Annotated in this window: 10 protein-coding genes; all 10 read right to left on the bottom strand. The window is 34.9% G+C overall.

The window, feature by feature from the left end; genetic code table 11:
- Positions 1-61: 61 nt before the first annotated feature.
- Entirely contained in the window at positions 62-934 is an 873-nt protein-coding gene (locus ABD963_RS11050; protein WP_345277026.1) for a sialate O-acetylesterase, read from the bottom strand.
- Between the two features lie 66 nt (positions 935-1,000).
- Complete coding sequence (locus ABD963_RS11055) at positions 1,001-2,560, bottom strand: DUF4955 domain-containing protein (protein ID WP_345277027.1); 1,560 nt, start codon at positions 2,558-2,560, stop codon at positions 1,001-1,003.
- A gap of 17 nt (positions 2,561-2,577) precedes the next feature.
- Complete coding sequence (locus ABD963_RS11060) at positions 2,578-4,140, bottom strand: sulfatase family protein (RefSeq protein ID WP_345277028.1); 1,563 nt, start codon at positions 4,138-4,140, stop codon at positions 2,578-2,580.
- 159 nt (positions 4,141-4,299) lie between these two features.
- Positions 4,300-5,982, bottom strand: coding sequence for a RagB/SusD family nutrient uptake outer membrane protein (locus tag ABD963_RS11065; protein WP_345277029.1), 1,683 nt, complete (start codon positions 5,980-5,982; stop codon positions 4,300-4,302).
- A gap of 26 nt (positions 5,983-6,008) precedes the next feature.
- Positions 6,009-9,155: a SusC/RagA family TonB-linked outer membrane protein gene (locus ABD963_RS11070; RefSeq protein ID WP_345277030.1), complete on the bottom strand. Its 3,147-nt coding sequence runs from the start codon at positions 9,153-9,155 to the stop codon at positions 6,009-6,011.
- 9 nt (positions 9,156-9,164) lie between these two features.
- Positions 9,165-10,703, bottom strand: a complete 1,539-nt coding sequence (locus ABD963_RS11075) for a hypothetical protein (RefSeq protein WP_345277031.1) — start codon at positions 10,701-10,703, stop codon at positions 9,165-9,167.
- Positions 10,704-11,482: 779 nt separating this feature from the next.
- Positions 11,483-13,000: a RagB/SusD family nutrient uptake outer membrane protein gene (locus ABD963_RS11080; RefSeq protein WP_345277032.1), complete on the bottom strand. Its 1,518-nt coding sequence runs from the start codon at positions 12,998-13,000 to the stop codon at positions 11,483-11,485.
- Between the two features lie 18 nt (positions 13,001-13,018).
- Positions 13,019-16,018: a SusC/RagA family TonB-linked outer membrane protein gene (locus ABD963_RS11085; protein WP_345277033.1), complete on the bottom strand. Its 3,000-nt coding sequence runs from the start codon at positions 16,016-16,018 to the stop codon at positions 13,019-13,021.
- A gap of 304 nt (positions 16,019-16,322) precedes the next feature.
- Positions 16,323-17,900 carry a sulfatase family protein gene (locus ABD963_RS11090; RefSeq protein WP_345277034.1) on the bottom strand — a complete coding sequence of 526 codons (1,578 nt, stop codon included), beginning with the start codon at positions 17,898-17,900 and terminating at the stop codon, positions 16,323-16,325.
- Positions 17,901-17,933: 33 nt separating this feature from the next.
- Entirely contained in the window at positions 17,934-19,703 is a 1,770-nt protein-coding gene (locus tag ABD963_RS11095) for a right-handed parallel beta-helix repeat-containing protein (RefSeq protein WP_345277035.1), read from the bottom strand.

Genomic DNA, 19,703 nt, shown 5'->3' on the forward strand with positions numbered 1-19,703 from the left:
ATGAAATACATTTTTTTATAAAAAGCAATACGAATCGAGCACCCATCATGGTGCTTGAATACTATTTATTACTATTTTTAATTATTAAGCTATATAACTTTTCCGCAAAACTTGAACCCAAATCTATAAACCCTTGGCTATCATAGTGCCATCTATCAGAAAATTTATAATATCTAGAATTACGCACGATGTCAGCGTTTTTATCAATTCTAACAAATTCTTCCTGTGCATATTGTACCAATTCCTCATAGGGGTAAACCTTATCTCCCTTGTCCCACGAATCTGAAATTTTACCTATTACTATTGGCAAATCATCTGTCAACAAACTAGCTCTTATTAAATCCATTAATCGCTTTAAGTTAAATAAATAGCGATCGGCGATTTCTTTTGTATCGGTATCTGCCTCACCCTGCATCCATACTATTCCCTCAGGGATTAATACATCATCATTACCATCATTATCTATGTCATGATCTCTAAAGGCATTTCTCAACGTTGAAAGAAAGTGATCATACTGATTAATGCCTTGGTTAGCATTATAATCAGGTTCCCAACATCCTGGTTTTCTATTTGATACACTGTCTATAGAAGTTCCTCCTCGAGAATATTTGATGATCGCAATTTTTTCATTTGGAAACAGCGCTTTCATTTTTTTAGCAAATGACAATTCAGGACCAAACCTTGCAGATAAATTATTTTTTTCATTATCCGATGAAAAACCCTCACCATGTCCTGGTTTTAGCTGTTCCCAAATACCCAACCCTCCATCTAATTCTCCTCCTATTGCCGGATTCCCATGAAAAATATAAACATCATCAAAGTTTGTGTTTAATGAATCTGGTAAGTCTTTGTTGTAACCAAAACCATCCATATTTGACTGACCACCCAAATAGAAAAGTTTAAAAGTATTTGACTTGTTTTGACTTAAAGCCATACAACAAATTAGCAGATTACATATTAAAACTGGTGTTCTCATATGAAATATCTTGTTTTAATTTCTTTATAGTTTTTTAATCTCATTAATCCATTCTGGCAATTTCCCAAGTCTAAATTCAAGTTGCGACTCAAATAATGATTCTGGCTGAACTGGTTTGCCCAAACTTTCTAGAATTTGAACTTCATCCTCTTTAAAGGTGGTACCAGAACCATGAAATCCAACAATTATAGGTGGTACAATTCTCCAGTACCATGTATCTGTAGCCACAAATGTAAAATCCTTTTCTGGAGCATCGATCTCTTCATAATTCCACAATACTAAATAGCGCCCATGGTTTGGCAAATTAAATCTAGCACCTCCAGCACGACCCTGAAAGAAGCCTCCTTCTACATTATCAAAAAGGGTACAACGAGGTTGAGAAGCATGTGCCTCAAAAGAGGTGTGTGCAGGGTATTTTGAACGCCAAATAACTGTATTTGTAGTACTTCCGCCAGAAACTCCAAAAGAGTGATGCATGCCTGCCAAATCCATAGAATTGGCAATTAAAACACCGGTAGAACCAGAAACATCAACTGCTGTATGTCCTATTTTCCCTTCAATAGAGACATTTAATGCCGTACATGCCGCAGTAACGGAAAATTCTAAGGCTCGATTTACATTTTTAAAAGTAACATCTTTAACCCAGGAGTTAATAGCTCTTGACAATTGTAAAATACTCCAACCACCATCATCTTGAGCCGATCTGTGATGGATAAAATCTTTAGTCCAATTGCCTTCAAAAGTCATGTTTTCGAAACCAACATGTTCTAGATATTCAAAAGCATCAATTTTCCAGTTGTGTTTAGCTTCTATATTGTAATGAATAGGTTCTACTAAATGAATTGTATTTCCTTCGACTTTAGCAACCTTATGATGCTCGTTTACTTGAACACCTTTATTGATGATTGATTCCCAGCTCGAATCTGGCTTTAATGGAAACAAATCCTTTTCGACTAAGTCTGTTGCATTATTTAAAACTTTAATGGTAATCCAGTCGCCCTTTTTTATTTTAGATGCATCTTCTATATGTATTATAAACGATTCCCTTCTGGCATCTTTTGTAATATTTGTTAAAAGCTTACCTCTTTTTTTGGTGGCTACTTTTATTGAAAAAGGAACTGTCCATAATTTATTGGGATCCGCGGGCGGTAAATCATTTTGAAAAAAGAGAATAGATTGATTTCGGTCTTCACCTCTAAAAACAATTTTTGAGGATTGAATTAAAATGATGCTTTGATCGTCACTAGAAGTGTTTACAAAATAGGTTCCTTTTGGGAAATAAATGATGCCTTCTCCATTCGCAGTAGCTTCTTTTATGGCCTTTTGAATAGCTTTTTTGTCTGATAGTGTATCATTAGGAATCGCGCCATATTTGGTAACATCAAATATTTTATAACTCACAAAAGGAATTGGTTCTTCACTATATTTATACCCAGAATACGAAAAATCGGGTAAAATAGGTTCTGTATTACTTTCTGATGCTTCTTTAAATTGTTCCCATAGTTTACTAGTTTCTTGGGCTTTACAACTTAAACTTAGGGTTATTAGAAGTATTAAATGACATAAGTTTTTATATGATTTCATGTTTTGAAAATTTTAAATTATGAAGGATAAAAGATAATATCTTTATGTTTACCTTTTTTATACCAAGGATCGTTGGTTCTTTTTAGTTCTTTCCCTAAAATTCCCAATAACTTATTTGCAACCTCTGGAATATCTTCAATAGGTATTTTTTTAAGCTGGTAAGGATCCTTTAAATTATTGTACAAATAGACATCTAACAACTCAATATTTTTTTTGTCATTAGACGACTTCTTCTCATGAATGCACAAAGTATAGACTTTAGTGTGTATTCCCCTTGAATTGTTTAACATAATTAACACACCTTCTGGTTCTTTAAATAAATCGTTTTCACTACCAAATAGTTTTTTAGAAAAATCAACACCTTGTACCTTGGCTGGAATGTATTGCCTTAACCCAGCTAATGCCATGGTGGTGGGTAAAACATCGGGAACGCTAAGCAACACATCTGATATTTTTCCGCCCTTTAATCCTCTGGGCCAATGGATTATAAAAGGAACAGCTAAAGCTTCCGTTTCGAAAGTGTTTTTACCTTCTTTTCCATGACTAGCCAACATTTCACCATGATCTGAACTTAAAATAACAATCGTATTATCCAATACACCCATTTTTTTAAGCTCATCTAAAACCATACCTATGTATTTATCAACACTGGTAACATTAGCGAAATAGAAGCGGGCGTAATCCCCTTTTAACAAATCTGCATTATCTCTTATTAAAAGAGAATCCAATTGAGGAACTTTTTCCTTATCGTAATACTTGTGAAACATTTCCATATCGGTATTCTTCTCGTTCCAAGGATTATGAGGTGGGTTTATAGACCACATGATGAAAAAAGGTTTATTACTATCTCTTTGGCCTCTATCGTTTTTTAGATATTGAATGATTTTATCAGATTCATTTTTAGGGGTAAATACTTTTGGACGGTGAAGCTCACCATCCTTTTTACCATCAATAGCATTGGGATCATTTGAAAACACCAACGGATCATAATGTTCATCTTTTACCGACTGATAAAAATACTCTATACTATGACGCGATTTTCCTGGTGGTACATAGGTATCATATTTATTGAGATACTGTCCACCTGGTGGTTTAGTTGTACCAACATAATTTCCATATTCATTAAATAAAGGGTCATTTTTCAACCAATGGCATTTGCCAAAATAGGCCGTGTTATAGCCTGCGCTAAAAAACATATCGGTAATGGTCGGAATATCATCTTTTAGGCTTTCACCTCTTCCTGTTCTGCAATTGTTCCAAATACCATTTTGCTCAGGATACAATCCCGATAACAACATACCTCTAGCAGGACTACATAACGGGAAATTACTTACGGCATTTGTAAATACCACACCATTTTTAGCAATCTTATCGATGTTAGGAGTCCTTACTGGGTCTGGTTCACCAACAACATCGTTTATATATTGACTTTCAGACCAAAAACTGGCACTATACCGTCTTAATTGGTCTGGGTATATAATCAACACATTTGGGGTTTTTTCTAAAGATTCTTTCTTTTGAATTGAATAACAGCTAAAGAACTGTAATGCCACTAATAAAATTATTCCTGTTTTATACATATAGGCATTATTTATAACAAATTTTAAATAACTAATTCGTGACAGTGTCGCCACGAATTAGTTACGGATTAAACTAAAAAACTTATATTCTGCTATTAACCTTAGTTTTTATGGCTAAATCCATTTAAAGGATTTAATATATATTTTTTTTATAGAGAATTACCTCCATTCTAATTTTTGATCCAGTTCCTGATTTATAGAAACCTCAATAAGTGGATATGGTAAAGACAAATGCTTACTAATATCAAAATTAAGTGGTCCTCTTAGAATCGCTTGATGATCAGCATTTGCTGTAGAAAAATTAGGATGACCTTCAACAATGTTTTTTATTTCAATTAATTTATCATCCAACAATTCCCATCGTATTAAATCATGTCTTCGAACTCCTTCAAAACAGAGTTCTCTGGATCGTTCGTCTACAAGTTCATCAAAAAACAATTGTTTATTGGTAGCTACCGTTGGTTTTTCGATAGAAATATCGTCTAAACCAGCTCTAAATCGAACTTCATTAAGATATTGAATTGCTAAGGCTGTTGGGCCACCATTTATCTCATTAGCAGCTTCAGCATACATTAGTAAAATATCGGAATACCTCAACACTGGAAAATTCACACTCGTAAAGTTTCGATTCAATTCACTAGCACTATTTTCAAGTACAATATACTGTTCATTGGTACCAGGAATTTCTATATCGGCATAATTAAGAGGTTCCCATCTTCTATACTTAGCTGGACAAAAAAATAATACTTGCAACTCATTGCCTATATCTGTTATATCACCCGTACCAGTGCGTCTGTATGAAGGAATATTCCATTGGTATCGTAAATCGGTAGCCTGATCATATAATCCAGATAAAGTGGGGTAGACACCTGCCTGTGCAAATCCATTAGGGTCACCAAAAGTGTTGGCTGAGCCAAAATTTAGTCCGTTTAATGCACCATATCGGCCATCAACACCTATTAACCCCTGATCTCTCAAATTTTGAAATGAGATTTCGAAAAGAACTTCGCGGGTGTTATAAACACCACCAATAAGGTTTAGAAAGGTATTTCTATAGCCATTGGTGCCATCGCCAAGTGTTAGCAAATGGTATCCATCATTAATTACAACGTCACAATGGCTTACTACATCGGCATAATGGTTTTCTTTAAGTGGATAACCAGACATCTTTAAATAAACTCTCGCAAGTAAACCATGCGCTGCGAGTTTATGTGCTCTTCCCGGAATATATTTGGCATCTGAGGGATGTCTTAAATTTTCTGAAGCAAATGTAAAATCGTCTGTAATTGCTTGATAAACATCGGCTAAATTAGCAGCAGGTTTATTGTTATCACTTTGATCTTTAGACGAATTCAATCTTAAAGGAATGGCATTCCAAAAATTGGTTAGGTTAAAATAACACAAAGCTCTTAAGAATCTAGCTTCGGCTATTAAAGCATTATAATCTTCAATGTTTTGATAACTGGAGGGATTAATACTTTCAACAAATAAATTGGCAAGATTGATGGCCTGATATTGATTGGTCCAAAAATTAAAAGATTCGTTATCAGAGGGTGTATTCCTAAAAAGCGAAACGCCCCAGTCTTCATTGAATCTTCGATTGTAATAATATTCGTCGGTCCCTGCTTCCAAAATCATCAAATCTCTACCATAACCTTCATCACTGGCAATGACGCCATAAATTCCTGCTAGTGCGATTTCGGCTTCTTGAGGTGTTGAATAGAAACTATCTGATTCCCAAACGGACTCAGGAGTTACATCTAAATAATCACTGCATCCTATTAGCAATATAGCTAAAAGAACCATTGTTGTTGTTTTTATTGAAATATGTTTTGTCTTCATTATCTTTAAAAATTAATCAATGTTTATTAAAAAGTTAAATTGAGACCACTGGTAACGGTTACACTCTGAGGGTAGGCAGACCAATCTAAATTAGGTGCCAAAGCCCTAGAGACTCCTCGTGGATCAACTGAAACCTCTGGGTCATATCCTGAATAATTAGTCCAAGTATATATGTTTTGAGCGGAAACAGAAAAACGTGCAGACTTAATAAAGCTTTTAGTTAAGAACTTCTTAGGCAAGTTATATCCTAAGGAAACTGTCTTTAATCTCAAGAAAGAGCCGTCTTCAACATACAAATCACTAACACGTGTTCCTGTAATAGGTCGTCCAAAGTTTCTATTGTATACATAAGCATGAATATCGGTATTGGTGTTACTTGGTGTCCACTGGTTTAATAGAGCCACAAGGCCATTTTGTTTAGAACCAGATGGAGATTCTAATTCTACCCGATTTAAATTAAGTACATCAGCCCCATAAGACCATTGGAAAAACACTTGAAGATCGAAACCATTCCATTCAAAGGTATTAGTTAAACCGCCAGTAAATTTTGGTGCTGTATTTCCTATAACCTGTCTATCTTCTTCAGTAATCGTGCCATCACCATTTAAATCTACGTATTTAACGCTTCCTGGAGCAGGTTGACCACCATTGTCTGGAATGCCGTCCTTAAGTTCATAAACTCCTAAACTATTGTTCCAATTAAAATCATCTAGTTGATATAGCCCATCAAACTTTAATCCGTATATCTGACCCACTGGTTTACCAACTTGTGTTATGTATTGAAATTCATTAAGTCCATTTACTCTTTGGGGATTAACGAAAATGGCATCCTGTCCTTGGTTGAGTTGTAACACCTTGTTTCTATTAAAGGCTATGTTAAAATTGGTATTCCATTTGAAGTTGTTTTTCGATATATTAAAAGACCTTATACTCATTTCAAAGCCGCTATTTTGAACTTCACCTACATTTTGTTGAACTCTTTCAAACCCTGTGCTAGAAGCCATTTCTGCATTCAATAACAAATCATCCGTACGCTTTAGATAATAGTCTATTTCCGTTTGAATCTTATTTTTAAAAAGGCTAAATTCAAATCCCGCATTAAATTGACTGGTTGTTTCCCATCTTAAATCAGGTACACCAAGATTATTTATTATGGCGCCTATGGCGTAATTTTCGCCGTTACCCCAAACATAACCAGAGGTATTGCTTGATGCGAGCGTTGTAAAAGCATCAAAATCACCTATACGGTTATTACCAGTTTTACCCCAACCTCCGCGTAGTTTTAAATTATTAACAAAATCTATTTCTTTGAAGAAAGGCTCATCTGAAACTATCCATCCCAATGAAAACGATGGGAAATATCCCCAACGGTTTTCCTTTCTAAATTTGGATGATCCATCTGCTCGAAAATTAACCGTTAAAAGGTAACGATTTTTCAGTGAGTAATTTACTCTACTGAAGTAAGAAAGCAACGTATTTTTGCTAAGTAACGTTGTAGGTATTTGGGAAACCAGACCAATACCTAAATTATCAATACCAAAAATATCGGTTGGTAATTGACTTGCGAACAGTTCAGATTGTTCTAAATTTCGCGTTTGGGCTTCAATTCCTCCCAATAGATTTAACTTTTGTTTTTTACCAATTTTAGGTGCATAATTTAATACCCCAGAACCTGTTGAAACGGTTACGCGAGTATTTGCTACTCTTCCGCTAATTCCATCATTACCTCTTGACCCCTGATAGGTGTCTTGGCCATAGAATAATGTGTTTTTTCGATTTTCAGACTGAAAACTACCAACTAGGTTAAATGACAACTGTTTATTTATTTTGAACCGACCTGTTAAAATACCCCGGAACAATTCACGCCTATCTATTCTTTCTGTATTATTAAGATTGTCTACCGGGTTGAAAAGAAATCTTCCGCTCTCTTCATCAGGGTCAAAACCGTCCAAGCCATCATTGTTTATTGGTTCTACAGGTCTAAACACTAAGGCATCACGTATAATGTTGCCGCTAAAGCCATTACCATCAACCGTAGATCCTGTTCTGTTAGACAAACTGTAAACCAAATTGGCATCCAGATTCACCCAGTTGTTAACTTTATGTTTAACTCTAAGATTATTTACGGACTTGTTAAAACCTGTATTAATCACAATACCATCCTGATTAAGATGCTGACCACTATAATAAAACTGAGTATCATCACCTCCACCACTTACAGAAAGATTATAATCTTGAAAACTTGACAGCCTTAATATTTCATCCTGCCAACTTGTACCTTCCACGCTTCTATACAACTCTGGATCTTCCCAAGTCCGAAGAAAAAATTGAGTTTCCCTTCCCGGAGTATAGCCATCAGAAATTAAAGCTTGTTGCTTCAAATAAGACACATACTGATAAGGGTTCATTACTTCAAGTCTTCCTGGAGCATATTGCAGACCACTGTTGATACTAAAAGTAATATCTGTTTTTCCATCCGACCGACCATTTTTGGTTGTGATGAGAATAACCCCATTAGCGCCTCTAGACCCATATATAGCTGTTGAAGATGCATCTTTCAAAACATCAAAAGATTCAATATCGTTAGTATTCAAAGATGCAGGATCGAAATCAACCAAAGGAACGCCATCAATAACATATAAAGGGCTATTATCTCCTGTGATAGAATTCCCTCCTCTTATGACTATGTTTGCACTGCTACCAGGTGTTCCATCGGATGAAGTTACTTGCACACCTGCAATTCTACCAGCTAGTGCCTGATCAAAATTTGATGTTGGTGCTTTCACCAATTCGTCTGGTTTGACAGATCCAACCGACCCTGTAAGATCTCGTTTTCTTTGAGTGCCATATCCAACAACCACAACTTCATCTAGGCTTTGTAGATCTTCATCCAAAGAAATTATAAACGTTGTTTGATTATTAACAGGTAACTCCTTCTCAAGATAGCCAATATATCTTATTGTAATTATCGCTTTATTAGAAACCCCTTCCAAGGTAAATTTTCCATCAAAATCTGTAATTGCTCCATTGTTTGTACCTTTAACAATAACAGTAGCGCCAAGTAAAGCCTCACCACTTTTACTGTCAATAACAGTTCCAGAAATAGTGTTTTGGGCCAGTGATTGAAAAAGAAAACAATGGGTCAGAAATATGTATAAAATTATTTTTTTCATGATTATAGTCTATTGTTCGTAAGCAGTTATATTAAAATCGGATATTAAATATCTTCCTGATCTGTCAAATGGAAATGAATAAGAAATACTGCCGCTAAAAGTGGTATACACCCTAAATGCGACTGTAACATTGCCCATTCCAACATAATCTACCATATTAAAGGTACTTCTAATCCATTTGGCATCGGCATTCTTAGCAGGATCTTTAAGCCCTCCCGGATTTGGAAAATTTCTTAAATTTTGATCCCCAGGGTAGGGATAACCCATAAACTCATTACCATCAATAAATGCTCCACCAGATTCAATATTAGACTCTAATTGATCGGTAATCTCTGTCCATGTAGCACTATTAAAGTCTCCTAAGTAATCTGTAGATATGTATGCTTTTAGAAATGAAGGTGATGAACCGTCTGAACTTAAATACTCGACAAATTGATTACTTGAGAAGAATTCTGTCTCTACATCAAATCCATATTGATACGCCGTTAAATCGACTGAATTCATGATAGCCCATGACTCATGTGGTAATTGATTCCCTGCACTTGGCCTAACTATATTAACTTCAAGTCTTTTTTGGTTAACATTTTCAACTGGTCGGTCATCACCAACTAGAGCCCCAGGCGCTGGTGCCAATCGTTGCCAAAATAATCCTGTTGAATTTTCGACATCGTGAATTCTGAAACCATAGGCAGTGTTTTCAAACTCAAAGGTTGGATAAGACAACTGGATTGTTTGTTTCGGTATCGTAACTGGGTTGTTTGATATATATATAGCGACAACATTACTAAACGATACTATTTCTTGCGAAATATTACTAACGATATTAATGGTTGGTGAAACAATTTCTGGTTCGGAACTAGGAGAATATCCACTGTTTAATTTTATGACACCTGTGTTGGCATCAATAGTGAATTTATCAAGATTGTCGGCTAATTCAAATCTAAAGTCGGGATTTGCTCCAAACACAATGGGTTCTGTTGTTTGATTGTTTGTACCACTTGTTAGAAGGTTTTGTCCACCTGGTATATACAACACCCCCGATGCCAACGCAGGGCCCAAATATAGCTCAAAAACGTCTTCAAATGTAGATTCAAACACTTGACCGTCAAAGGTACTGGTCATTTTGATGTCGAAGAAGTAAGAGCCTTCAGGTAATGGATTATTATTATTTATCCTGATTCTTCCAATGTCGTCCGTATTAAGAACAGTATATTGCTTGTTGGGGCTATTATCAACTTGAACGGTTACTATCTCTTCTGTGGCATTCAGAATAGAAAAGTATTGGTCAGCTATACTTTGACTTATTGCAGTTCCATCTTTATCCCGAATTGCAACTATTTCGAAATAAGGAACAGCACCGTAAGAGTTATAAGTTGGAGGTGCTGTAATCACTATCCCAAATTCCCGAGCACTAATTACATTAGCGTATTTTAGTCCAGTAGGTGCTTGTGGAACGTTTAAATTAACATTTTCAACAAAAGAATCCTCCACGCAACCCAAGAATATGATTGCTAGTATAAATGTTAAAAATCGAAGTGGTTTAATCATAATTACATTTTTTTAGTGAATCATTTTTAAAATCAATTAGTCTAGATCATATCCTAAAGGAACCTTAATTGCTTTTTTTAGGATATTCTATTTTTTACAAAAAATCTTTTTTCTAATATTTTTGAGATAAACATGATCTCGGTTAATACAAATAATTAATTATGTAAACCTAACGTGTCTAATGCTTAAAAATGGGGATAAATGATTTTTACTAGGGGGGTGGATTAGTTATATTACTAAACAAAAAGTCTTACTACTTTTTACACAATAAAAAAGCTGTGAAATACCTATTTCAAGCTCTTTTACAGGAGTTTTTAAGAAATTAACAATAAATTTTTAAAGCCATAACTTATAATAATCATGTTAAAATCTTTATTAACAAATTTAATTGTAAAATCATTAAAAAATGATTCATATCGTTCTGTAAATTCAATAGTTCCGATACCAGAAATAAAAAATTAATTTTATCACCTAGTTAATTTTAAAGGTTATATCTAATAAAAGACGACATGTATTTCATTTTTCATTTATAAAGTTTATTCTTTTAATAAATGAAATTAGATTAAAAACTCTTTTAAAAAAATAATTCGTGACAAAATTGCCACGAATTATTCCAATTTACTCAAACAAACTATTCACTAATTTATGAATATTTCTTTTGGTTGCTAAATACCTGATGCTTGTTTCTTAAAACGAACATCACTTTAAAATTCTTAAAGTTGATTATTTAGCCCTAAAAATCATGTGTGCTTTACCATCAATTAAATACTACATGGTTCTTATTGTATTTTAAATCCTTCTGGATTCTGCACCAATTTACTGAGTGAGATTGACTCAAATGGAATTGGAGCAATGTATTGCGCTGGCGTAGGTATTCTTACTAAAGTGACCGGTTCAGATGGATCTCTTTTAGCTGCCATTTCGGCTACACGTTCCGTGCGAACTAAATCAAACCATCTTTTATTCTCAGCAGCTAATTCCCATCCCTTCTCATCAACAATCTCATTTGGAGTAGCAGTAGCAACATCAACCGATCCATTCGGACTCAAATAAGGTAATCCTGCAGCCCTTCTTTTAACTTGGTTCAAAGCTTCAATAGAACTTGCATTCTCACCTACTCTGGCTTGTGCCTCCGCATAAATCAATAAAACCTCGGCGTACCTGTACAAATCAAAAGGTCTAAAATTAACAGGCCTGTTGATAACGGTTAAATCTTCCGAAAATACGTACTTTTTGTACATAGGGTGCTGCCTGTCAGACTGTGGCCAGGGCTTTGTTGGAGGATTTAAAGGCGTAATAACACCACCTGGGGCTCCTCTATTAGGAATATCTAACAGAAATGTAGCATCTTTTCTTGGTCCAGGAGGAAAATCATTAAAAAAGCGCAACTCTGGGAAACAATCTGAAAAACCACGTCCTTGGTGGAACGTAAATGCGGTAGCTTGTGAACTCCAATTACTTTTATCGGCGGGATATCTTACTGAAAAAATGGTTTCTGTGCTCATGGCCCCTTCAAATGTCCATAATTGTTCAATGGGAAGGAGGGTATAGTAATTATAATCTATTACTTGCTTGGCCTTTGTAGCCGCCAAGGCATACTTCGAATTATCCTTCACTGGCCAACCAGCCCAAGTTAAATACAAATCTGCCAGAACGGTTTTTGCAAAACCAGCAGAGGCACGAGCCGTCCCCTCTGAACCTGGAGCAGGTAGTGATAGTTCTGCGATAAGCAAATCACTTTCAATTTGTTGATAGTTTTCCAAAACGGTTGCTCGCTGCTCTTCACCTGTAGGCAAATAACCATCTAAAATCAAGGGTACATTCCCATAAATTTTTACCAGATTAAGGTATGAGTGTGCCCTAAAAACTCGTGCCTCAGCATCTGCCAATTTCACTAAGGCCGCTGGTGCAGTAGACGTTTTAAGTCCCTCTATAAGCGTATTGCAATAATAAATGGTTTTCCAATAGTTATCCCAAGCAACTGGTAGCCAGTTAATATCTGAGTTTTCTCCACTACCATAATTAAAACCATCAAATACCCTAAGTGGAGCCTTATTACCAGCTATCCAAGTAGTGATATCATCTGCCCCATAAGTGGCCGTTCTTAAAAAATGAGGGTCGTTGTTGGTTCTAAGCACTGACCTATAAATAGGTGCTATATTAGCTTGAATATCCGCTTCGCTGGCAATTTGACCAACCTGAAGTAAGCTACTGGTATCTTCTTCTAAGTCCGAACAAGAAATATTGACGAACATCATCAGAGTTAGCAGAAACAATAATTTTTTTATATGATTCATAGTATTCGTTTTTTATAATTAAAATTTAACATTTAAACCGAAGGTAAAAGATCGATTTAGAGGATAGGTATTATAATCGATTCCTACGTCAGCGTCAGAATTGCTCACCGATGCCGTTGCTTCAGGGTCAAACCCTGAGTAATCGGTAAGAATAAATAAATTTTCAACGCTTGCATAAACCCTAATTGCATCTAATCCTATCTTATTTAGAAATTCATTATCTACATTATAGCTCAGGGCTATATTCTTCATTGCAATAAACGAACCATCCTCAATAAATTGTGATGATAAAATTTCTGTTCCATCCCTACCAGATGGTATATTACTTGGGTTAGTTGGAGTCCATCTATTTCTGTAATCTCCATGAACCGCATGAAACTGTTGTGCACCAAGAGCCATTAATCTGCCCCTTTGTAAATTATATATGTCATTCCCTTGAGAGCCCGTCATCAAGAAATTTAAATTCCAATTTTTAAAACTTACATCCCAGTTCCATCCCCATATAAAATCTGGATTTCCATCTCCAACAGTAGTTATATCATCTGTTGAAATGATACCGTCATCATTGATGTCTCTGTATTTCGCATCACCTGGTTCTGCGTTAAAAACAGCGGCCGCAGCCTCCTCTCCTAATTGCCAAACCCCTTCAAAAAGATAACCTCTAAAAGTACTTATAGGTAATCCAACTTCCACCCGGGTTGGGTTCACAGGAAACGTGTTTTCCCTAATTACATCTCCAATAACGATAAACGGAACATCATTATTCAATGACAGTACCTTATTTTTATTACTAGTTACGCTCAATGTTGATTTAATGCTCCAATTTTCATTTTGTAAAATTTTGGTATCCAATGTTACTTCAAATCCCTTATTTTCGACTTCTCCGGCATTCACGAATTTGTTGGTAGGTCCAACAAAAGGAGGTAGTTGGGTATTTAGTAATAAGTCTGAAGTATTCTTTTCATAATAATCAAAAGAAAGGTCTATGGCTGAATTAAATAAACTGATATCAAAACCCGCATTTATTTGTTTGGTTTTTTCCCAAGTTAAATCTGGATTGGCAATAATATTTGAAGGCGCAACCCCCGTAGCATAAATGCCGTCGAATGGGTAATTTACACCTAAACCAAGTACTGCACGGGATCTGGTACCAAAAGAATTAATTCCCTGATTACCAACTTCACCATAGCTTAATCTTAATTTAAGATTATTGATACTTTCTATATTTTTTATAAAATCTTCTTCCGACACTTTCCAAGCTAAAGATGCTGATGGAAAATAACCCCATTTATCTTTCTGAAAAACACTAGAACCATCCGCCCTAAAAGACGCAGTTAGTAAGTATTTATCCATAAATGCATAATTCAAACGACCTAAAAAGGATTCCAATTCCCGGTTACTCTCTCTATTATCAGCAATAATAACGTTAGCCACACTTAAGTCTTTATAGCTTACTAAATCGGTAAAAAAGTCACTAGCATCTATAAAAACACTGTTAGACTTATCGATAACCAACTCATGAACGGCATCAATCTTTAAAGTACTATTTTCCCCAATATTTGGTGTAAACGTTAACCTATTCGTATTGTAGAGATTTGTTCTGTAAACATTATCAACATTTGCCCTTCCAACATTACTTGAAATTAAAGGTGCATAAGTATTGTTGTGAATTTCTGTTTTAATAATACCACCTGAAGTATTAAAAACCAGGTTATCCATTATGTCCCAATTAAAATTACCATTAATACTTATACGATCATTAGTATTCTCTCTGATATTGTTTTCTGCAGCTACCAATGGATTTGTTTGAGAAGTTGCCAAATTATTTAAGGAGTTATAGTTATAATCTCCATTCTCGTCAAAAGCAAAAGTGGTAGGATCAAAAGATAATCCCACACCTAAATCGGCCCTAACACCAGTTCCTACTTCTTGGCCCACATTAAAATTTAGCCCTATTTTTATCTTATCCGATAATTGGGCGTTTAGATTGGATCTTAAGTTTAGCCTTTTAAACCTTTGATTTTCTACAACAGTTCCGCCGGCATCGTAATAATTACCAGAGATATAATAATCGATTTTATCGCTACCCCCACTTGCAGAAACTTGTACGTTATTGAAATAGGCTGTTTGAAATAAGCGCTCCTGCCAATCCTCACCGCCATTAGCCCTTAAATCGGCTATTTCTTGTGCCGTGAAAACCTCAATACCATCAGAAAAATTAACACCCTCAGCAAACTCCGCAGCGTTCATCAAATCCAGTCTTTGAGTCACATTGGAAATCCCAGTAAAAAAATCAACATTAAATTTAGCCTTACCTGAACGACCTGTTTTGGTAGTAATTAAAATTACTCCATTCGCACCTCTTGTCCCATAAATTGCTGTAGATGAAGCATCTTTTAAAACTTCCATCGACTTGATATCATTCACGTTAATTGTAGAAATATCTGCAAATTGCCCATCAATAACATAAAGCGGTTCGTTACTACCTGTGATAGAGTTAGCACCTCTAATTCGTATTTTAAAATTACCACCTGGAGCACCACTGGTTTGGGTTACTTGAACACCCGCAGCCCTACCTTGTAATGCCTGGCTTACATCATTTAAAGGTTGTTTATCAAAATCACTGGAAGAAACGGAGGTTAGAGCACCCGTTAAATCACTTCTTTTTGCTGTACCATATCCAACCACTACTACCTCATCGAGTTTAGCAGCATCTTCTTGTAAAACAGCATTTATCGTTTTTAGGTTTCCAACTGTTTGCTCTTTAGTCATATAACCTAAAAAACTAAAGACCAATACGTCATTTGGAGATGCTTCAATGGAATAATTACCATCAAAATCTGTTGCTGTTCCCTGCGAACTGCCCTTTATAATGACGTTTACACCAGGAATTGGTTGGCTATCTACTGCTGACGTGACTTTTCCACTTACAGTTGATTGGCCAAACAAACCAACAATTCCAAAAAACAAAAAACATGTGGTTGTAATTTGCTTTAGAAAGGAGTTAATTTTTTTCATATCATAATTGTTTAGTTAGTTAGTTTAATTAGTTAGTTTATAAATTTTAAAAATATTTGATTAATTTAAATAATAGGGGGATAAACTGGTCAAACATAGGGGGTGAATTGTTATTTTGTTTCATAAGCGTTAATTATTTTAATCCATTCTTTTTCTAAATTAAAATGCTGATTGTTTTAAACCAATTTAACATTTATTTCTAGTATTAAGCCTAAACTTTATGTACAATTTCTAAAATAAGAAATTCGTTTTTTAAGCCTTTTTGATTAATTAGATTTAATCAATTATACTTTCCAAAAAAATGTTATCGCTCGAAATCAGATTCATTGATCCACCCTGCATTTACAGCTTCTCCTCGCATATATCTTTCATAAAAGTGGGCTCCTTTATTGGGTGGATAATTATCGAATATATATCCCCTACCTAATATCCTGGGATCATTTTGTTTTTTCAATTCCGATTCCAACAAATTCTTTAACTGCAATTTGATTTTTTGATAATCTTTATTTTCAGCCAAATTATTTAAACAATTTTCATCAACACTGACTTGGTATAATTCCTCTTTGGGATGCTTCCCAAAATTTAAATCCCAATAATATTTGTTTTCACCTCTTCGGTTAAGTTCCAATATTTCTGTTTTAGTTGGACTGCCATCAGTGTTTGTATATCCTGTTTCGGGGTTTCCTGCAGGCCATCGATCATTTTCATAATTGATCAAGTATAGATACCCTTCCTTAACAATTCCTCTAATGGGGTAACCCACATCGTTAGGCCTTCCAACATCATGTCGCTCTTGCCCCAGAAGGACATAATCCTGTTCTGGTTTTATAACATCCGATTTATCTGAATTAAAAAATCGTTTTAAACTTTTTCCTTGAATAGGATGCATTCCAAGCTCTTGTGCATTATATCCTGAAACATCCAGAAAGGTGGCTGCAAAGTCTATAAAACTAACATAGTCATCTATTTTTCTTCCTGGATTTTTAATCCCCTTTTTCCACATAACTGCCAGCGGTAAATGATTTGAATGCTCATAGCTCTGACCTTTGACTCTTGGGAAAGGCATACCATTATCAGACGTTACAATTATAATGGTATTTTCCAATTCATCTCGCTCTTCCAAAACGGTGAGCATGGCATCGAGTTGTTTGTCAAAATACTCTAACTCAAAAGCATAATCCAAAACATCATTTTTCACCACCTCAGATTGGGGCCAATAAGGAAAAACCGAATCCAATTGTGATAATTTTTTATTTCCAACACTAACGCCAGTACCGTATTCATACGATCTATGGGGTTCATGTCCTCCATACCAAAAACAAAAAGGTTCGTTAGATTTTTTTTGATCTAAAAAACTTTTAAAATTAGCCACATAATCAACATTTGAAATACCTTTGGTTGGTGCCTCTCTTTTTATTTTATTATAAGCTTTAACAAGAAGCTCTCTTTTGGAACCGTCATCATTTAAAGAAGTTCCAGGAGCCCAACCTTTTCCAGTGTAACCTACATGGTATCCTTTTTCAGAAAGGGCTTCAGGGTAGGTCTTAAATTTATTAGGAAAAAAAGCCAAATGGTTAGCAGCTTCCTCGAGTTGCCAAGTATTTCTGCCTGTTAGAACAATAGATCTAGAAGGGCCACACTTTGCATTAGGGGTATAAGCATTATTGAAAAGCAATCCCTGATTGGCTATTTTATCAAAAGCAGGTGTTTCAATCCAATCCGTTCCATAGATACTCATATGCCGCCAAGTTGCATCATCTGCAATGCAAAATAGAATATTTGGCTTTTTAATGGGTTCCGTATCTTTTGACTGGCAGGCAAATAAAATCCCTCCCACTAATAATACAGATAAGGCGGTAAAATGAAATTTTGTTTTATTCATTTACTAAAATTTATTGAATACCTATGGTTATACTTAGTTATCGAAAACCAAGTTTGTATTGTTATTCTTTAATAGAATTTCACTTTTATCAGACAGGTCTTTTAAATTTCTTATAAATTTATTGCCTCTAACCACAGTATTCACAGAGCACTCAATAGATAAAGCTCTTTTATTGTACAGGAACGTGTTATTGGTGACTGAAATATTTTCTAAACCTTGCCAGTCTGATGTAGCTACTCCATTCCACTTTCCTTTAGTTTCGAGATCTTTTAGTTTTGTTACTCTCATCCGAATTGCAGCGGCGTCGTACTCTTTCAAATACGTATCATCATAACCACAATTATTAAAAATGTTTTGATTAATAATGATATCGTGTGCTACAAAACCTTCACCCCAGTCTACTCCATTATTTATTGTGATACCTGATTGGCTTAAATTTTGAAAAAGATTACGTTCGATAACTCCGTAAGAATTCTGTAATAATATACCATATCTTCGTGCATTTCTGAAGGTATTATTTCTTATTACGAAAGATTCATTAGATTGCGTATCAAGATAACCCAGGTCATTTGTTTTTGAATCACCCACCTCAAGTTTCTGTTCAATTGGTTTATTTAAAGTTATGTGCATTTTTGCATTTCCTAAAAATTTATTTTGGATAACTTCAAATGCTCCAATTAAAACACCTTCTCTAGGGTTAAAAATTCTGATTACGTCTCCTTTTGTCACTGTTTGTTTTACAACTAATTCAGTTGGAGATTTTTGTTCTAAAATAGGTACTTTAATAGCTTTCATATTGATGGCATCATCACTGTAGCCTTCGAAAAGACAATTTTCAATCCATGGTCCAAATTTACTTCCATTAACATGAACACAATCTGCGTTGGCACTGTGAATTCTGCCAGATTTTAATTTTATTTGACCTCCAATGATATTCCATTCTTCCATATTAAAAGAATTGTAACTTCCCGCCGGACTTGAGTAATTGGTATTCTCTAAATAGGTAATATTCTTACTGTTACCAGATTTAAAAACACTTATACCATTCGTTCTTGCTAAGTGTACATACAAGTCGCCTATTTCCATCGATTTAAGGAGGTTGATGGCGTTTAATTTCACTTTAAAATGACCAGGAGACAATTCTTCAAATTCTTTAGTAGCAAAAAGATTTGGAGCTCCATCTTTTAATTTTCCAGGTATTTCAGGATCCATAAGCATGCCCCAAACCCTAGAAGCTTGCTGAAACATTTTTTCATTAAGACTGGGGAAACCTTCATCTATTTTAAGTTCAAAGAATTTATCTTTTAAATCAACAGCCGTAATTTTTCCTTGAGTAAACGGCAAGGGATCATAATCTATAAAAAAGTTTTTTACAATGATATTTTCGCTTTTAAAGACCGAAAAAAAGCCTTTCAATGGGTCATGCACAATTATCTCGGCGCCATTTCCATCAAGAATAATGTTTTTTGCGTCACTTAGATAAATGATATGTGTGTTTTTGGACTTTTCATTGCTAAATAAATCATAACGTCCTTTTTCGAAAGTTAATTTGATACCAGTGGCTCCAGTAAGTGCCATTTTTTTACAAAAATTTAGGGCTTTCACTATGCCAGGGGTATCATTTTTACCATCATTGGGAATGGCTCCAAAATCTTTTAAATTAACATTTATAGATATTGGCATATCTATGAGTGGTAAGTTTCTTTGTGTTCTAAAATGATCTGGCAATGAAAATTGATATTGCGCATTGATATGGCTACTAACAACAAAAAGTAACACAAAACAAAAATGAAAGATTTTCAT

Origin of the sequence: Litoribaculum gwangyangense (assembly GCF_039543505.1) — a bacterium.
GTDB classification, from domain to species: Bacteria; Bacteroidota; Bacteroidia; order Flavobacteriales; family Flavobacteriaceae; genus Litoribaculum; species Litoribaculum gwangyangense.

What these genes read in the sequence shown, in the direction of transcription:
- ABD963_RS11065 (WP_345277029.1), bottom strand. Translation starts at nt 5,982, where the DNA reads ATGAAGACAAAACATATTTCAATAAAAACAACAACAATGGTTCTTTTA.
- ABD963_RS11095 (WP_345277035.1), bottom strand. Translation starts at nt 19,703, where the DNA reads ATGAAAATCTTTCATTTTTGTTTTGTGTTACTTTTTGTTGTTAGTAGC.
- ABD963_RS11060 (WP_345277028.1), bottom strand. Translation starts at nt 4,140, where the DNA reads ATGTATAAAACAGGAATAATTTTATTAGTGGCATTACAGTTCTTTAGC.
- ABD963_RS11090 (WP_345277034.1), bottom strand. Translation starts at nt 17,900, where the DNA reads ATGAATAAAACAAAATTTCATTTTACCGCCTTATCTGTATTATTAGTG.
- ABD963_RS11075 (WP_345277031.1), bottom strand. Translation starts at nt 10,703, where the DNA reads ATGATTAAACCACTTCGATTTTTAACATTTATACTAGCAATCATATTC.
- ABD963_RS11050 (WP_345277026.1), bottom strand. Translation starts at nt 934, where the DNA reads ATGGCTTTAAGTCAAAACAAGTCAAATACTTTTAAACTTTTCTATTTG.
- ABD963_RS11070 (WP_345277030.1), bottom strand. Translation starts at nt 9,155, where the DNA reads ATGAAAAAAATAATTTTATACATATTTCTGACCCATTGTTTTCTTTTT.
- ABD963_RS11080 (WP_345277032.1), bottom strand. Translation starts at nt 13,000, where the DNA reads ATGAATCATATAAAAAAATTATTGTTTCTGCTAACTCTGATGATGTTC.
- ABD963_RS11085 (WP_345277033.1), bottom strand. Translation starts at nt 16,018, where the DNA reads ATGAAAAAAATTAACTCCTTTCTAAAGCAAATTACAACCACATGTTTT.
- ABD963_RS11055 (WP_345277027.1), bottom strand. Translation starts at nt 2,560, where the DNA reads ATGAAATCATATAAAAACTTATGTCATTTAATACTTCTAATAACCCTA.